The sequence below is a fragment of the Actinopolymorpha sp. B17G11 genome (genome assembly GCF_040196095.1).
Lineage (GTDB): Bacteria > Actinomycetota > Actinomycetes > Propionibacteriales > Actinopolymorphaceae > Thermasporomyces.
Genome location: NZ_JBEFTW010000026.1, coordinates 35,540 through 50,046, shown reverse-complemented (window position 1 = coordinate 50,046; position 14,507 = coordinate 35,540). Strand labels below are relative to the sequence as shown.

Here is a 14,507-nt window from a genome sequence, read left to right as displayed (position 1 = left end):
CCGCCTGCTCACGACTCCTTGACGGCGATCTGCTCGACCGTGTTGGCGACCTTCTCGAACGCGTCGACAGCCAGCTCGAGCTGCTCGACCACGTCCTTCAGTTTGAGGACGGTCAGGGCGTCGTACGCACCGCTGAACAGCTTCGCGACCATCTGCCGGTGGATCTGGTCGCCGAGGTTCTCGAGGCGGTTGATCTCGATCCAGTACTCCTCGAGGTGGCGCATCGTCCGCAGCCGCGGCATCGCCTCGGCCGTGAGATCGGCCGCCCGTTGGAGCACCTCGACCTGCTCCTCCATGCCTTCGGGAAGGATGTCGAGCTCGTAGACCGCGATGGCGTCGACCGCGGCCTCCATGTAGTCCATGACGTCATCGAGGCCGGCGGCGAGGCGGTAGATGTCCTCCCGGTCGAACGGCGTCACGAAGGTCGAGTTGACCCGCCGGATGATCTCGTGGGTGGCTTCGTCGCAGCGGTGCTCGGCGTCCTTCATCAGCCGAGCGGTGACCGTGCGGTCGTTGTCGTCGACCAGCAGTTCGGCCAGCAAACGGGCGCCGTCGACGAGGTTCGCCGCGGACTTGGCGAACAGATCGTAGAACGTCGTGTCTACCGGTGTGAGTCGGAAGCGCACGGCGAACTCCTGTCGAAGTCTTCGTGTCCGGTCCAGCGATGGCCCGGGCCAATGCTAGGGGGGTTGTCAACGGTGGGTCACGACGGCCACGAGGTCGAGGGCGCCGACGACCACGACCAGTGCAGCGGCACAGACAGTGAACCCACCCCGGGCGAGCAGGACCGCAGCAGGGCCTCCCATCAGACCGCGATATGCACGATGAGTAACCACCCAGGCGGGAACAGTGAGTGCAAGGACGACGAATCCGGCGATAGCCGCCCACAGTCCCGTAGCCGAGGAGCTGCGGATCAGCAGGGCCCCGTTGACCGCGAGCGCGAGCAGGGTGCGGTTCCAGGCCATGGCCGTGCGCTCCAACTGGGCGGCCTGGTCATAGACCCGGGTCGCGGCCCTGTCGCCCGCCGGTCCGGCCGCCCTCATTCGTGCCCCCACCCCGACCACTGACCCATCCGAAGATCCACTTGCCCTACCCGAAGACGACGAGGGCGATCACGGCCAGCGACACCACCAGCGCTGATGCGGCGAGGCCGAGTGGCATCAGAGTGGGTGGGAGGGGCGCATCCCGGCGCATGGCGGCGACGTTGGCCCGCCACCTGACGTACGCGCCGATCGACGCCGCGATCCCCGCGACTGCGAGGACGCTGCTGATCAGGCGCCGGACCCGCAGATCCTCGACGGCTGTGAGGAACTGCATCGCCGCGACGCTCGCGGCATCCAGGGCGAGCGCGGTACGGACGTAGGCGAGGAAGGTCCGCTCGTTGGCGAGGGTGAACCGGTAGTCGGGCTCGCGGACGCCGGGATCGTCCACACCGGCAGGCTCACTGCTGGCGTCCGCGGTGCCGGCCGTGTCACTGCTGGGGGTCGCGGTGCTGGCAATGTCGGCGTTGGCGGGGTCGGTGTTGGCGCGGTCGGTGTTGCCCCCGTCGGCGTTCTCGGCGCCGGCCTTTCGGACGCGGGCGCTGTGTGCGGACGAATCTTCGCCGGACGGATCACCGGCTCCGCCAGCCGTCCTCGCGTCCTCGGCCACGGTCCCATCCTCGCACCCGAGAACGTTCGATGATCCCAAGCGGGACAGGGCGCGTCGCCGCGACCTCGCCCGCGCGATCGCCGCATGTCGCCTCGGGACACTATGGTCAACAGGAAAGGCTTCGACACGGCAGCGGCACCACCGCCACCAGGACCACCGCCACCAGGACCACCGCTACCAAGACCACCAGCAGCGCCATCAAGATCATCGCCACCCAGGGGGTTCACCACATGGACGCCGGCCTCACGCCCGCCGAGCTCGAACTGATGCGCAAGGGCTTCGCCGACAACCCGGCCTACCGCCTCGCCCAGAACGCGCTCACCCAGACCTCGCTCGACGACCTCGCGCTCGACCGGGAGATCGTCGTACGCACGGACCGGTCGGTGTCCCACCTGCTCGACGACTGGAGCGCGACCAACCAGAAGAGCAGCGGCCGCTGCTGGCTCTTCGCCGGCCTCAACCTCCTGCGGGTCGGCGCCATGACGAAGATGAACCTCAAGAAGTTCGAGTTCTCGCAGAACCACGTGATGTTCTGGGACAAGCTAGAACGGGCCAACTACTTTCTCGAACAGATCACCGACACCGCCGACCGGGACGTCGACGACCGCACGGTCGCGCACCTGCTGCGCGATGTCGCGGGCGACGGCGGGCAGTGGAACATGTTCGTCGCCCTCGTCCGCAAGCACGGTCTCGTGCCCAAGTCGGTGATGCCCGAGACGCAGAGCTCGTCCGCAACGGCCCGGATGAACGACATTCTGCGCCGGGTGCTGCGCCAGGGCGCCCGTGACCTGCGTACCGCGACTGATGTCGACGCTGCCCGGCAACGCAAGCAGGCGATTCTCGAGGTGGTGCACCGCGTTCTCTGCATGCACCTCGGCACTCCTCCGGAGCGCTTCCACTGGCAGTGGACCGACAAGGACCGGGCCTTCCACCGCGACGGAGAGCTCACGCCGCAGGAGTTCGCCGAGAAGTACGTCGACCTTCCGCTGGACGACTACGTCTGCCTTGTCCATGACCCGCGCGAGAGCAGCCCTCAGGGCAGGACGTTCACCGTCGACCGACTCGGCAACGTCGTCGACGGCCCGCGGGTCATCTACCTCAACGTCGACGTCGCCCTCATGAAGTCCCTTGCCAGGCAGACGATCGTCGACGGCGAACCGGTGTGGTTCGGTTGCGACGTCGGCAAGATGATGCGCCGCGACATCGGGATCTGGGACGCCGCGCTCTACGACGTCGGCGCCGTCTATGACACCGAGTTCGACCTCGGCAAGGCCGACCGGCTGCTCTTCCACGAGACGGCGATGACCCACGCGATGCTCTTCACCGGCGTCGACATCGAGGGTGAGTCCGCACGGCGCTGGCGGGTGGAGAACAGCTGGGGTGACAAGGACGCCGACCAGGGTTTCTACACGATGAACGACTCGTGGTTCGACGAGTACGTCTTCGAGATCGCCGTACGCCGTGACCGGCTGCCCGCGGAGCTCCAGGCGGCGCTCGGCGAGGAGCCGATCGTGCTTCCCGCGTGGGATCCGATGGGCGCACTGGCTCGTACGCACTGACTCCAGGCAGCCCACCTGGGGCGAAGGTCCCCCCTGCGGCCGGTCTTTTTGGGGAGTACACGGGATCGTCGCGGCAGTGTTCTGAGGGTGTCCCACGCAGGCCACCCGTGTCCGGGATCCGGCGACGTCCAAAGCGATGTCGTACGTCACTCTCCTTCCGGGCGGCCGGCCACGCAGAACGCGGAACGCCGGGATGCGAATGGATCGTGTCCACGCGGCGCCGCAGGGGGAGGCAGCACAAAATGCCAGGAAACAAAGCAGTGGAGTACATCGGCCCAGGCAAGGTCGAAGTACGCACGATCGACTATCCCACCCTCGAGGTGCACGACGGCCCCGGCGTACCACGGGCGAATGTCGGTCGTCAGTGTCAGCACGGCGTCGTCCTCAAGGTCGTGGCGAGCAATATCTGTGGCTCCGACCAGCACATGGTGCGTGGCCGTACGACGGCACCGTCCGGGCTGGTGCTGGGCCACGAGATCACCGGCGAGGTCGTGGAGAAGGGGCGTGACGTCGAGTTCATCGACGTCGGCGACCTCTGCTCGGTGCCGTTCAACATCGCTTGCGGGCGGTGCCGAATGTGTAAGGAAGGAAACACCGGTGTCTGCCTCAACGTGAACCCGGACCGGCCGGGCGCTGCGTACGGCTATGTCGACATGGGTGGATGGGTCGGCGGACAGGCGGAATATGTGATGGTTCCGTACGCCGACTGGAACCTCCTGAGGTTCCCGGACAAGGCGCAGGCGATGGAGAAGATCCTCGACCTGACGATGCTGTCCGACATCTTCCCGACCGGCTACCACGGCGCCTTTACCGCAGGGGTGACGACCGGGGCGACGGCGTACATCGCCGGAGCGGGTCCGGTGGGGCTGGCGGCGGCACACGCGGCCCAGTTCCTGGGCGCCTCGGTGGTGATCGTGGGCGACATGAACCGGCGCCGGCTCGAACAGGCACGCAGCTTCGGCTGCGAGACCGTGGACCTCACCGAGGACGCGACCCTGCCCGAACAGATCGAGCAGATCCTCGGAGTTCCCGAGGTCGACGCCGCCGTGGACGCGGTCGGCTTCGAGGCGCGCGGCCACGGGCAGGACGCCGACACCGAGATGCCCGCGACCGTTCTCAACTCGATCATGGAGATCACCCGGCCGGCGGGGAAGCTCGGAATTCCGGGGCTGTACGTCACCGGTGACCCCGGCGGCGCCGACGAGGCCGCAAAGACCGGCAGTCTGTCCATCCGGATCGGACTCGGCTGGGCGAGGTCGCTGTCGATGACGACCGGCCAGTGCCCGGTGATGCGCTACCACCGCGGACTGATGCAGGCGATCCTCCACGACCGGACCAAGATCGCGAAAGCCGTCAACGCCAAGGTGATCCCGCTGGAGGACGCACCGAACGGCTACGAGGACTTCGACAAGGGAGAGGCGTGCAAGTACGTCCTCGACCCGCACGGAATGTTGGCCGGCAAGTCCGCCGCGTGAGACCTGCGGCCCGGTCACACGCGTGACGATCGCGGAACGGTCCAACAGGTGATCAACGGTCACCAGATCCGGACACCCACGCGCCGGGTGTCCGGATCACCCACCGTCGATCACCTCGGCCTGTCGGACAGGTGGAGCGTGCGCCGCTCGGTGAAGAACGCCGCCACCAGGTCGGCGGCCTCACATCGAATGGTTGTGTCTTCCCGCTGAGCGCGCCCCTAGTTGTTGCGGTTCATGAGGTCACGTACGCGGGAGACCTCGCCCCGGACCGCACGGGTGCCGAGCCTCGACACCTCTGCCGCCTCGGCAGCGGTCAGGTACGCCGCCGGTGACTTCCCGTGAACGCGGGCGAGCAACAGCGCGCCGGTGTGGCGTACGACCGACTCCTCCGCACCGGCCCGCCCACCCGCCGCCGCATAGCTGTCAAGGAAGCCTTGCGCGCACGCCGTCAGCCGCTCCCGCGCCCCCTCCGCCCGGGTCGCGAGGTGCACCGCCTTCATCACCAGGTGGTGCAGCAGGAACGCGACGTCGAACACCGGATTGCCCGCATGCGCGACCTCGAAGTCGAGCACCCAGAGGTCGTCGCCACCGGTCAGGACGTTCTTCGGCGAGAAGTCGCCATGGACGAGGCAGGTCTGCTCGGTGAGCAACTCGTCCAGACACGCGGTCACGGCGGCGGCAAGGTCAGGACACCTGGCGGCGACGGTGCGGTGGTACGGGTCGCCGCGGAGTTCGAGGAACATCGTCAGGTCGGCGAAGGCTGCCAGCGTGTCCGCGTCCCCCCGGGTCGCCGCGTGCCAGGTGCCGAGCACGTGCCCCAGCGTGATGGCGGCCGGAACCGCGATCGTGCCGCCCAGCAGGGAGGTACGCCACTCCGACCAGCCCTCCGGTGCCGCCGACAAGACGATGATGAACCGCTCCGGGTCGTAGTCGAGCAGCCGCGGCAGGCGCCCGGGTGTCAGCGTTTGGAGCAGGCCGATCGCCCGCGCCTCGACACCGGCACGTTCCTGGCGCGCCGGCCACACGTCGGCGACCGACAGGAACGGCAGCGGCTGCTTGACGACGTACCGTTGCCCACCACCGACCGCGAGGAACGTCGCGCTGCTCACGCCACCAGCGAGGGTGGTGACCCGGAGGCCGGCGCCCGCCGGGGCGATCCCGCGGGCGCGCAGGTGTTCACCCACGGCCTCCTCGGTCAGTCGCACCGTCACCCGAGCGAGTCTGCCCGACCGGCGATGCCGGCGACAGGCTCCGCGATGGCGAACCCCGGTCGCCGGCGTCTCCCCTCGCCGGGTCGACCTCCGAACTGCCGCGCTCAGTCGATCGGGACGTACAGATCGGTGCGCAGTTCGTCCGGCGGCGTGCTGTCATGGTCGCTGACATAGACCTCGAGGCAGACGCCTTCTCGCAACGTGTGACCACCGGCCGGAATGTGCTCGCCGTAGAGCCGGGCCCAGGCCTCGCCGAGTCCGGAATAGTGGCCGACGAACTCCGCGCGGAGGAACTTCCCCGACGGCAACCGTTCCTCCTCGAGGTCACCGATCTTCGCGTCGTCACGCACGCTGACCGCGGCGACGGCCTGCAGTTCCTCGGCGGGTTTGGTTTCCGGGTCGTCGTAGTAGATGGCGAGCCGCATCGCCTCGGGATCGTCCATCAGACCGAGCGGACCTGCCTGCTGCGCGAGTGCGCCGAAAGCCGCGCCGATCAGGTAGTAGGGGCCTTTGTGGCGTACGGCCGCAAGGCGTTTCGCCGGTACCTCGACGATGTCCAGTTTCATCGGGTCTCCTCCCCGATCGACAAGATGGAAAAGGGTCAGTCCGCCCGGATGGAAATGCAGACCGTTGGGAGCCCGGATACCCGGACATGTCCGCAGGCCGTTGCGGAATCTTGACGGTGGCATTCCGTACGCCTGTTGAAAGGCCTTGGTGAATGCCTCGTGGGTGGCATATCCCGCGGTGAAAGCCAGCTCCGTGATCGGCCGGGAGGTGTTGCGTACCTGCCAGGCCGCACGTTCGAGCCGGAGCCGACGGATGAGCTCGGCGGGCGATTCGCCCGTCATCGCCCGGAAGATCCGGTGGAAGTGATAGGGCGACAGGAACACCCGACCGGCGAGCTCACGAAACCCGGGCGGATCGTCCAGCCTGCGGGCGATTTCGGCCATGGTGTCCCGCACCATCGCCTCGTAGTCCACCGCCATCAGTCCACCGCCATCGCACACCGCCATCGCACACCGCCTGGAAGCCCATCCGTTGCCCATGTCGAAGTCAACGTAGACGAGCGAACGGCGGGGTCGCTTGTCCCCGCTTGCGGTCCGTACGCGGCGAACCTCCGTCGCGTACTCCGGTGATCAGCACGGGGATTTTCCTGGAAGCAACATGCCTGGTCGACCGGCGAAATGCGGACGAGCGAAGCTGGGTCGCACAAGGCGGGCGAGGGGGCTTCGCGGGACGCTCGATCTGAGGGGGACCTCATGACGTTGTGGCAGGTACGCACCCGGGTTCGCGATCTTCCCGGCACGCTGGCGCGCCTCGCGACCGCGCTCGGCTCCGTACCAGGAAATGTGGTCGGCATCGACGTCCAGGGCTGCGACACCACGCACGTGCACGACGACCTGTTCGTCGACGTACCTGACTCGGTGACGCAGGCTGAGCTCGGCGGGGCGCTGGCCGCGGCGGTGGAGGGGACCGAGCCGGTCTACGCCCGTCGGGCACGCGCGCAGGAACTTGTCGACGGCCCCAGCCACGCACTTGCCCTCGCCGAGCGACTGGTCGAGGATCCGGCGAGCATGCCCAAGCTGGTGTGCCAGCTGGTCGGCGGCGACAGTGTCGAGCCGAGGTACCGGATCCCGGCCGAGTCCGACCACGAACTCGTCGTGATCGTGCCGCCCACCGGCGAGGTCATGGTGATCCGGCGGGACTGGGCGCCGTTCACCGTCGTCGAACGCGCCCGGGTCGACCGGTTCCTCGCCTGTGCGGCAAGCATCGCCCGGGCACGGTCCAGGGCGGGGCACAGCGCCACCCTCGCCGACGGCGCCGAAGTGCGGCTCCGGGACGGTACGCCCGCCGACACCGATGACGTGGCTGACCTGCTCGAACGCTGCAGCGAGTCGACGCGGCAGGGGCGGTTCATGTCCCCGACGGTGCACCTGTCGGACGAGTGGCTCGCGCGGCTGGCATCGCCGGCCGGGGGCTTCGCGGTCCTGGCGTACTCAGAAACCGGAGCGCTGATCGGCATGGCCCAGTGCCTGCCGGACACCGATCAGGACGTACGCGGGGATGTGGCTCCGGGGCCCGCCGGCAGCGATCGGCCGGGCCGCCACGAGATCGGCCTCGTCGTCGTAGACACCTGGCAGCGACGTGGGGTGGGGACGCTGCTGTTGCGGAGCCTCGTGCGAAGGGCCAGGAGCGAGGGCATCGAGGACGTCGTGTCGGTGGGGATCGCCGGCCGGCCCGGGGCAGAACGGTTGTTCGTCCGAGCGGGGCTCGCTCCGGTCGTCCGGTACGTCGACGGCATCCGGGAGGTGCGGGCCCGGCTCAGGTCTGGTCGTCGTGCGGCTGGATCTGACCGGCGTGCGGCTGGATCTGACCGGCGTGCGGCTGGGCGGATGGCCACAGTGCCGGAACCGATCAGCCCGACCCACGACCAGCGGGGTTCGGTGCTCAGCGGCCGCCGTGCCCGTCAGGCCTGGGCCCGGTCACAAGCCTGATCGCGCTGGGGATCCGGCCGTCACCTGGAGGGTGGGTGGGCTAAGGGTGGAGGCCGCGGGGCAGGGGGAAGTGCTCGGCGAGGAACTCCAGCAGCAGTCGGTTGAAGGCCGCGGGGTTGTCCTGGTGGGCGTGGTGCCCGGCCCGGCGGATCACCTCGTACCGACACCGCGGGTCCCTCGCCGCCCATCGCGGTGCCAGCCGGCGGACTCCCGTCGTACCGTCGTACTCGCCATGGACGAGCAGCAGCGGCTGCTCGATCCGATAGGTCGGATCCGATCTGATCTTCCCGGCACCGGCCCGTAGGGCCGCGAGGAGCTCGCCCCTCGTGAGCCGTTGGGTCGCGTCGTAAGCATAGGTCTGCACCGCCGGGAGGATGCCGCTCGCGCGCGCCAGGCGCTGCCGCAGCGTACGTCCCGAACGCAGCCGACACCCCGCCCGCGACCACGCCGACGCCCACGCGTGCCACGGCCCCGCCGGAAATGTCACGCAGCCGGCGCCGATGACGACCAGTGCGGCGACGCGTTCGGGCCGGGAGAACACGATCTGCTGGGACACCTGCGCGCCGAGCGCCTGACCGACCAGGCACACCTGCCGGCCGAGCAGGTGATTGTCCAACAATGCTTGGAGATCCTCGGCGACATCGGTCATCCTCAAGGGAACCTTGCCCAGTGGCTTCGACCTGCCGTGGCCGCGGATGTCCCAGCGGAGCGTGCGGTAGCCCGCCTTCCACACGGCCGGCAGCTGGGCGGCGAACATTCGGTGATCCATCGAGGCACCGTGGGTGAAAGCCACCATCGGTGCGCGTTTGGGACCGGCCATCCAGTAGTGGATCGCCGACCCCGACCGCTGGAGGATGCCGGAGATCTCCTCCACGAGTGCCCCTCTCGCGACGCGTCTGGCGCGACGTCGACAGGCATTCCGGCACTCCTGCCCGATCAGCGTAACCACAGCGGTGGCACTGATGTGGACCCATTCACCAACCCGCCGCCACCAGAGACCATGCGGTGGTCGCAGGGTTTCGCGTCGTACACCAACGCTGAACGAACGACAGAAGCTCAACGAGGAAAGGGTTCAGTAGTGGAGGGTTGCAACAGCGGAAATGTGCTCAGCAGTGGGAAAGGGCTCAGCAGTGGCAAGGGCTCAGTAGTGGAAAGGGAAGGGCGACCAGTCGGGATCGCGCTTCTCCAGGAAGGCGTCGCGCCCCTCGGCCGCCTCGTCGGTCATGTACGCCAGCCGGGTCGCTTCACCGGCGAAGAGTTGCTGTCCGACCAAACCGTCGTCGATCAGGTTGAAGGCGTACTTCAACATGCGCAGGGCCGTCGGGCTCTTCCGGTTGATCTCCCGGGCCCATTCCAGCGCCGTACGTTCGAGATCGGCATGCGGGATGACGGCGTTGACCATGCCCATCTGGTACGCCTCGTCCGCGTCGTACGCCCTGCCCAGGAAGAAGATCTCCCGGGCGAACTTCTGCCCGACCTGACGGGCGAGATAGGCCGAGCCGAATCCGCCGTCGAAGCTGGCGACATCGGCGTCGGTCTGCTTGAAGCGCGCGTGTTCGCGGCTGGCGAGGGTGAGGTCGCAGACGACGTGGAGGCTGTGGCCACCGCCGGCGGCCCAGCCGGGTACGACACACACCACGACCTTCGGCATGAAGCGGATCAGCCGCTGGCATTCGAGAATGTGCAGCCGCCCGGGACGCGCGGTGTCCACGCCGTCGGCGGTCTCCCCGTCGGCGTACTGATAGCCGGTACGACCCCGGATCCGCTGGTCACCGCCGGAGCAGAACGCCCAGCCGCCGTCTCTGGGCGACGGCCCGTTGCCCGTGAGCAGGACACAGCCGACGTCCGGGGTCATCCGGGCGTGGTCGAGGGCGCGGTGGAGCTCGTCGACGGTGTGCGGCCGGAACGCGTTGCGAACTTCGGGACGGTTGAACGCGATTCGCACGGTCCCCTGGTCGACCGCCCGGTGGTAGGTGAGGTCGGTGAAGTCGAACCCCTCGACCGCCTTCCAGGAGGCAGGATCGAACAGCGGTGAAACCTGCTCGGACGCCCCACCCATCCGGCCCACCCTCTCCCTTGTCGTTCACGTGTGCAGGCCCGTGTCATGCTCGCCCACTGATCGTGCCACCGCGGGGCGACGACCCGGCACCCCGGCTGGTCCACGTCCGCGGACCCTCCTCGCCGTAGACTGTCGAGTCCCCAAGCCGTCGGAACCAGCGGAGGACCGGTCGTGGTACGCAGATGCGCGCTGCACAGCCGGATCCGCGGGCCCGCGGCGGCGGCCATGGGCATCCTGCTCGGCGTCCTCCTCGGCGTGGCTCAGCCGGGCATGGCCGGACTCCGGGCCGCCTATCGGGAGCCGGTCGGCGGCAACAGCCGCACCGCCGCCCAGCCGCTCACCGACGCACGGACCCATCGCGCGACGTCCGCATCGCAGAGCACGTCGGAGAGAGCATTCGCTGGCATGTCGCAGGACACGTCGCAGAGCGCGTCGGAGGGTACGTCGCGGGGCAGACCGAGCGGTCTCGGTCATATCGCCCCGAAATCCTCTGCGGTCCACGGCATGAGCGGCTCGGGCTCACCAAGCGCGTCCAGCGATCCGGCCGGCGCGACGCACGAACGCGCACGGGCCGCCGGCGACACCACCCACGCCGCGGGAGTCCTCTCCGGCGCGGACGTCGTCCACTCCACCGGATGGCGTGGAGCGCCCGTCGAGCGTGCTCCCCCGGAGGTCGGTTCCGCCGCCTGAACGCCTGAACACCAGGATCACGCCGACCCTCACGAACCCCTTCGCTGACTCGGGCGTACCGCAGGCGAAAGGCTCCTTCCTCGGCCCGCGACCCCACCGATCCTCCCCGGAGGCACCGTGTCCCGCGCACCTCTGTTCCGCGCCATCCTGACGTTCGGCATCCTCGCCGCGGCGTTGTACTTCGCGATCAGTACGCCGGTCAAGCTGGGCCTCGACCTGCGCGGCGGCACCCAGATCGTCCTCGAGACCCATGACGGTCCCGCCGCCAAGGCCGACGCCGAATCGACGAGTCGTGCGCTGGAGGTCCTCCGCCGCCGGGTCGACGCACTGGGTGTGTCAGAGCCGAGCCTCACCCAGTCCGGTGACCGCCGGATCATCGTCGAGCTGCCCGGTGTGCAGGACCCGCGGGAGGCCGAGCGGGTCATCGGTCGTACCGCCCAGCTCACCTTCCATCCCGTGGTCGGCGTCGCCCAGCCGAAGGAGAAGCCCAAGAAGGGCGAGAAGATCATCGCCGACGAGCAGGGCCAGCGGATCAAGATTGGCCCGACCGCCCTCACCGGCGAGGGTGTCACGGACGCCTCCGGAATGACCGACCCGCAGCAGGGGCTCGGCTGGTTCGTCAACGTCAAGTTCACCGGAGCCGGCGGCGACGCGTGGGCGAAGGTCACGGGCGAGGCGGCGTGTGCGCAGCCCGGTGATCCGAAGCGGCGGGTCGCCATCGTCCTGGACAACCGGGTGATCTCCTCACCGCAGGTCGAGACGACCGTCCCCTGCAACGTCGGGATCGCCGGCGGCGAGACGACGATCACAGGCGACTTCACCCAGGAGTCGGCCCAGGAACTCGCAGTCCTCATCAAGGGCGGTGCGCTCCCGGTGCCCGTCGAGAGGATCGAGCAGCGCACCGTCGGGCCGACGTTGGGTGCCGAGGCGATCGAGGCGAGCTGGAAGGCCGGCGTGATCGGCCTCGCCCTGACCGGCCTGTTCATCATCGTCGTCTACCGGCTGATGGGTGCGCTCGCGACGATCGCGCTCGCCAGCTACGCCCTGCTGTCCTACGCCACCCTGGTCGCGCTCGGCGCCACCCTCACCCTGCCCGGCCTGGCCGGCTTCGTCCTCGCCATCGGCATGGCGATCGACGCCAACGTGCTCGTCTTCGAACGCGCACGGGAGGAGTACGCCGCCGCGCCCAAACGCGGGCTCACCGCGGCCCTGAGCCGGGGGTTCTCCGGGGCGTGGAGCGCCATCATCGACTCCAACGTCACCACGCTGCTCGCCGCCGGGTTGCTGTTCTTCCTGGCGTCCGGACCGGTCCGCGGGTTCGGCGTCACGCTGTCGGTCGGTGTCATCGCATCGCTCGTCTCCGCGCTCATCATCGCCCGGGTGCTCACCGAGTGGGCCGTCAAGCGGAGCTTCGTCCGCAAGCGCCCAGGAATCACCGGGCTCGCCGCCCTGGGGCGGGTGCGGACCTGGCTCACCGAACGCAACCCCGACCTGATGTCGCGGAAGAACCTCTGGCTCGCTATCTCGGCCACCGTCGTCATCGTCGCGATCGCGGGCATCTTCGTCCGCGGGCTCAACTGGGGGGTCGAGTTCACCGGCGGCCGGGTGATCGAGTACTCCACGAGCCGGCCGGTCAACATCGACGCGGCACGCGAGGCCGTGGCCGACGCCGGGTTCCCGCGCGCGGTCGTCCAGCGCTCCGGCGAGGACAACGTGTCCGTGCGTACCGGCCAACTCACCACCCAGCAGGCCGTCGAGGTCCAGGAGGCGCTCGGCGACGTCGGTGGCGAGGTCACCAAGGAACGCGACGAACTCATCGGGCCGAGCCTCGGCACCGAACTACGGATCAAGGCGCTCATCGCGCTCGGGGTGGCTTTGCTCGCGCAGATGGCGTATCTCGCGATCCGGTTCCGATGGACCTTCGGGGTGTCGGCGGTGCTGGCGATGTTCCACGACATCCTGTTCGTGACCGGTGTGTTCGCCTGGCTGGGCCGGCCGATCGACGGCGTCTACCTCGCGGCGGCGCTCACCATCATCGGCCTGTCGGTCAACGACACGGTGGTGGTCTTCGACCGGGTGCGGGAGTTGTGGGCGGGCAGTCCGCGGACGCCGTTCGCCACGACCGCGAACACCGCGGCGTTGCAGACCGTCCCGAGGACCATCAACACCGGGCTGGGCGCGATGTTCATCCTGGCCGCACTGGCGGTGCTCGGCGGGTCGTCGCTCACCGACTTCGCGGTGGCGCTGCTGCTGGGGCTGCTCGTCGGTACGTACTCCTCGGTCTTCACCGCGACGCCGCTCGCGATCACGTTGCAGGCGAAGAGTGCCAGCGGGCCGCCCAGGACCCGGTCGCGCGCACCGGAGGCCGCTGCCCGGCGCCGGGCCCGCCAGTCCGGTTCCGGTGCCGTCGTCTGACGCCGTACGCCGGGGCGCGTGGAGGCCGCCGGGGTCAGGGCAGGCCGCCGGCGGCGCAGAGGTTCTGGCCGGTCAGCCACCTGCCGTCCGGCCCCACCAGGAACGCCACGACGTCGGCGATGTCCGCGGGCTGGCCCAGCCGGCCGAGCGTGGTCATCGCGGGAATCTGCTCCAGCACTTCGGGCGGATTGGTCGACCGCAGCAGGTCGGTGTCGGTCGCACCGGGCGAGACGATGTTGGCGGTGATGCCGCGCGCGCCGAGCTCCTTCGCGGCCGTACGCGTCAACATCTCGACCGCACCCTTGCTCGCCTGGTAGAGCCCGTTGCCCGCCACCGGCAACGCGGTGTTGAGCGTCGAGAGCGCCACGATCCGCCCGCCGTCGCGCATCCGCCGCGCGGCCTCCTGCAAGGCGATGAACGTCGACCTGGCATTGGCGTTCATCACCGCGTCGTAGTCGTCCTCGCTCGCCTCGGCAAGGCTCGCCAGCCGGCTCGTCGCGGCGTTGCACACGAGGATGTCGAGACCGCCCAGCAGTTCGTCGGCCGTGTCGAAGAGCCGTCGTAGGTCGGCGACGCTGCCGAGATCCGCCGGCACGGTGTGGGCGACCTCACCTGCCGCGCGCACGGTCTCGACCACCTCGTCGGCCGCCTGCTTGTGTCGTACGAAACTGAACACCACCGAAGCACCGTCGCGCGCGAGGCGCTCGACGACCGCGCGTCCGATACCGCGCGAGCCGCCCGTCACGAGCGCCGTCCGCCCCTCCAGCACGCCTGACATCGCCACCCCTTGCACGGGGTACGACCCCGTGCCGCCAACGTAGCAAGCGATCTCGTCAGTGCCGTCCTCACCACGCGAGGCGAGTTGCATGGTCGCGCTGGATGGAGTCAGTCCGAGCGGGATCGCCTGACCCGCTTCAGCCACACCCCCCACGGAACCAGTCCTCTAGGCTGGC

General features: G+C 69.0%; 13 protein-coding genes. 5 read left to right on the top strand and 8 right to left on the bottom strand.

Annotated elements, in window-relative coordinates; all coding sequences use genetic code 11:
• Window positions 1–8: 8 nt before the first annotated feature.
• The 3 genes from ABN028_RS23785 to ABN028_RS23775 form a co-directional block, all read right to left on the bottom strand.
• On the bottom strand, window positions 9–626 hold the full coding sequence (locus tag ABN028_RS23785) for a DUF47 domain-containing protein (RefSeq protein ID WP_349330175.1): 618 nt from the start codon (window positions 624–626) through the stop codon (window positions 9–11).
• 66 nt (window positions 627–692) lie between these two features.
• Window positions 693–1,043, bottom strand: a complete 351-nt coding sequence (locus ABN028_RS23780) for a DUF202 domain-containing protein (RefSeq protein ID WP_349698160.1) — start codon at window positions 1,041–1,043, stop codon at window positions 693–695.
• Window positions 1,044–1,089: 46 nt separating this feature from the next.
• Entirely contained in the window at window positions 1,090–1,650 is a 561-nt protein-coding gene (locus ABN028_RS23775) for a YidH family protein (RefSeq protein WP_349698159.1), read from the bottom strand.
• 230 nt (window positions 1,651–1,880) lie between these two features.
• On the opposite strand from ABN028_RS23775, the gene ABN028_RS23770 reads away from it, so the two are divergent.
• A complete protein-coding gene (locus ABN028_RS23770; protein WP_349698158.1) occupies window positions 1,881–3,209 on the top strand; it encodes a C1 family peptidase in 1,329 nt (442 codons plus the stop codon).
• A 242-nt stretch (window positions 3,210–3,451) separates the two neighbouring features.
• The gene (gene fdhA, locus ABN028_RS23765) at window positions 3,452–4,684 is read left to right on the top strand and encodes a formaldehyde dehydrogenase, glutathione-independent (protein WP_349330179.1); all 1,233 of its coding nucleotides are present in this window, start codon (window positions 3,452–3,454) and stop codon (window positions 4,682–4,684) included.
• Window positions 4,685–4,902: 218 nt separating this feature from the next.
• Here fdhA and ABN028_RS23760 read toward each other — a convergent pair whose 3' ends face one another.
• Together ABN028_RS23760 and ABN028_RS23755 are read right to left on the bottom strand one after the other, a co-directional pair.
• Window positions 4,903–5,895 carry a phosphotransferase family protein gene (locus ABN028_RS23760; protein WP_349698157.1) on the bottom strand — a complete coding sequence of 331 codons (993 nt, stop codon included), beginning with the start codon at window positions 5,893–5,895 and terminating at the stop codon, window positions 4,903–4,905.
• Between the two features lie 104 nt (window positions 5,896–5,999).
• On the bottom strand, window positions 6,000–6,881 hold the full coding sequence (locus tag ABN028_RS23755; protein WP_349330181.1) for an AraC family transcriptional regulator: 882 nt from the start codon (window positions 6,879–6,881) through the stop codon (window positions 6,000–6,002).
• Between the two features lie 273 nt (window positions 6,882–7,154).
• Here ABN028_RS23755 and ABN028_RS23750 point away from each other — a divergent pair, with 273 nt between their 5' ends.
• Complete coding sequence (locus ABN028_RS23750) at window positions 7,155–8,390, top strand: GNAT family N-acetyltransferase (RefSeq protein WP_349330182.1); 1,236 nt, start codon at window positions 7,155–7,157, stop codon at window positions 8,388–8,390.
• A gap of 40 nt (window positions 8,391–8,430) precedes the next feature.
• Here ABN028_RS23750 and ABN028_RS23745 read toward each other — a convergent pair whose 3' ends face one another.
• The gene (locus ABN028_RS23745; protein ID WP_349330183.1) at window positions 8,431–9,264 is read right to left on the bottom strand and encodes an alpha/beta fold hydrolase; all 834 of its coding nucleotides are present in this window, start codon (window positions 9,262–9,264) and stop codon (window positions 8,431–8,433) included.
• A 267-nt stretch (window positions 9,265–9,531) separates the two neighbouring features.
• A complete protein-coding gene (locus tag ABN028_RS23740) occupies window positions 9,532–10,449 on the bottom strand; it encodes a 1,4-dihydroxy-2-naphthoyl-CoA synthase (RefSeq protein ID WP_349330184.1) in 918 nt (305 codons plus the stop codon).
• A 171-nt stretch (window positions 10,450–10,620) separates the two neighbouring features.
• On the opposite strand from ABN028_RS23740, the gene ABN028_RS23735 reads away from it, so the two are divergent.
• On the top strand, window positions 10,621–11,139 hold the full coding sequence (locus ABN028_RS23735) for a hypothetical protein (protein ID WP_349698156.1): 519 nt from the start codon (window positions 10,621–10,623) through the stop codon (window positions 11,137–11,139).
• Window positions 11,140–11,256: 117 nt separating this feature from the next.
• The gene (secD, locus tag ABN028_RS23730) at window positions 11,257–13,554 is read left to right on the top strand and encodes a protein translocase subunit SecD (protein WP_349698155.1); all 2,298 of its coding nucleotides are present in this window, start codon (window positions 11,257–11,259) and stop codon (window positions 13,552–13,554) included.
• Between the two features lie 34 nt (window positions 13,555–13,588).
• On the opposite strand, the gene ABN028_RS23725 is transcribed toward secD, so the two are convergent.
• Window positions 13,589–14,476 carry an SDR family oxidoreductase gene (locus ABN028_RS23725; RefSeq protein WP_349698154.1) on the bottom strand — a complete coding sequence of 296 codons (888 nt, stop codon included), beginning with the start codon at window positions 14,474–14,476 and terminating at the stop codon, window positions 13,589–13,591.
• Between the last annotated feature and the right edge of the window lie 31 nt (window positions 14,477–14,507).